Source organism: Parashewanella curva, assembly GCF_003675895.1.
Taxonomy (GTDB): domain Bacteria; phylum Pseudomonadota; class Gammaproteobacteria; order Enterobacterales; family Shewanellaceae; genus Parashewanella; species Parashewanella curva.
On the sequence record NZ_ML014922.1, the window covers coordinates 1 to 2,475 of the forward strand.

1 protein-coding gene is annotated in these 2,475 nt (G+C 43.3%); it reads right to left on the bottom strand.

Annotated features, from left to right (window positions below; genetic code table 11):
* On the bottom strand, nt 1-2,475 hold a 2,475-nt coding region (locus tag D5018_RS21880), incomplete at both ends, for a hypothetical protein (RefSeq protein ID WP_165905150.1).

Consider the following 2,475-nt stretch of genomic DNA (forward strand, 5'->3'; position numbering starts at 1 on the left):
CCTGTCACTCCGTTATTGCCAAATCCTCTGGTTGCGTCTGCGACCGCAGCTGCAAGCGGAAGAATGTCATTTTCTGTTACGACCTCTACCCCTTGGCTGCAATCCCCTAATTCAACAGGCGTCGCTATTGGAGCTGCAGCGTGTGCTTGAGCGATTTCATCTGCACTGATATTCCTAAAGGCAAATTCATCATCTGCGCAACTGTTATATATCAGAGTATTATTGGTGAAATGTGCTGTTAGGTTACACCAAGTGACACCGTCGTGTGATTCGGTACTATAGACAATATCGGTAGGTTCAAGCTTAAATGATGGTGAGTTATTAGAAGTATCAGCAACACTTTGCAGTGTAACTACATTACCAAACTTTCTTGGTGATATGGAGTTGGAGCACTGTTGGGGGGCACTAGGAGTTGCATTAAACGCGCTCAATAATGCGCTTTGAGAAATAGATGCCAATTTGAATGGGAGTTGGCTGTTGTCGCCGCAAAAACTATTAACTTGCGGATATAAAGTGCGAGTGGTTGCGAGTAAATCTGAAAGATAGACAACTTTACCATTATGGCTTAGTAGGTTAAAAGGTTCTGAACCTGTTAATTGAATAAAATTCCTTTTTGGATTGGAAATGATGCTTGATAAAGGGGTGGCGCGAATTGGAAGATGAAATGAAAGCTTTTCTGTTTTTGAGAATCTATTAAAGGCTTTACAAGATTGCGTAAAAGCATATGATAGGTCATTTTCTGTGAGCGCTTTATACGCATCGGCTACACCTAGTTGCTGAGCAGGAAGTTGGGTACAACGTTTACCTATTGGTAACGCTCCAGAAAGAAGGCTAAAACGTACATACGCATTACCATACTGAACATACTCTGTAGAGACCAGCCTAACACCCACTTGACCATAGTAGGGACTTTGGGCTGCGTACGCCTCCGCGACAGCTATTAAAGAAACGGTACCGTTGATAGGGGTAAGGTTTGGCTCTTCAATACGCAAAGTGCAATCAGTCGATGATATTCCTGCCACTTTTCCCGCACCATTGAAAGCTGTTTGCAACACCGACATGGATAAACCTCGCCAGCGATTAGCGGCACTGACACAGCCGTTGGTAGCATACAATTTTTCCCCATTGTAGCTTGCGGCATTAAGCTGCGTTTCCATATTTTGCCAATTGGTATATTGATTGCCATAAGCGACGAGTAATGTACTTGTAAATTGAATTGGATTACTGACGGAGGCAAATTGGTTGGCGATATCAGTGAGTGACACTGCTGCTCCCCAAGGGTTTGGCATAGCGCTTTGGTCGTTGCATATTCTAGGGCTAAGCGGTGTATCGTCGTGATTTAATGCCAGCAACAAATCGTTATATGAAATAAAATCTGTGTTTATCGTCTGCTGCTGTGGTAGACCCGATGCGCAATTAATACCTGTGTGGCCTTGAGCAATAAGCCTATCTCTAAGTGCCCCAAATGAAGCCTGCCTGTAACCTCCATCGCTCATCACTATGTGACGAGAAGGGGCGTAAATAGCATTATTTATCCCCGATTTTGCTCTCGCATCATTATAGCTTGCATTTAAGTACGAAACAGATTGAGGGCCGTCTATGAGATCATTACTTTCGGTAGCCTTACAGTGATAAGCTACATCATCTGGAGGAACGCAAGACGGTGTCGAAGGTGTTGAAATATTTAGAGGTTCTGCACCGTATTGCGTATTGAACAAAATTCCTTGTGAACATACGTCTACCAGCTTTAAACCAATACCACCATCACAACAACTCCCTAAACTATAAAAACTGTCACCTGTAAATTTTAAGTAAATCGCGTTCTGAGCTAGATAATTGGGATTTGCAACGAAATGCGTCAGTCGTACAGATGCGTAGCAGGTTGCATTTTTGACTTTAAAGTAATTGACTGCAGTATGAATAGGAAAACCGTAGGCATAGTCCACATTAACTTCAAGTTGAACTTGACCTTGAGTGCATGATTGAAGCGGCGAAGAATAACTTGCATACCACACTCTATCGGGCGTTGCTGACATACTATAACAGGTTACGCAGGGGCTTCTTTTTGATACTGTTTTAGAGGCAGAAAGTAAGCTTTTTCTTGCTGCAAATTGACTTTCCTTAAAAGCCCCTTTCCCATAATCCTCGGTCACGCCCATTAATCGCCTTGACGTTATCTGTTGTTTTGAGCCAGCAGCGTATAAGTTTTCAACGGGGTCGTTTGCTTGTATTGGAGGCCTATCCGCCCTTTGCTGCAATTTATCAATGAGTGAGTCCACATCAGATGCATTTAAGCCAGCATCTTGAGCGGGAGACGTAATATTTATTGATGAAGCCATTTCGGGGGTATCATAAGAGACATCGCTGTTATTATCGGTAACGACATCTGGCTTATCACTTGAGCCAGTGCTTGTGGCTGTTTCTACCGGAATGCTTTTCGCTACATAATTAATGGCACCTTCTGTCGCTTGGCTG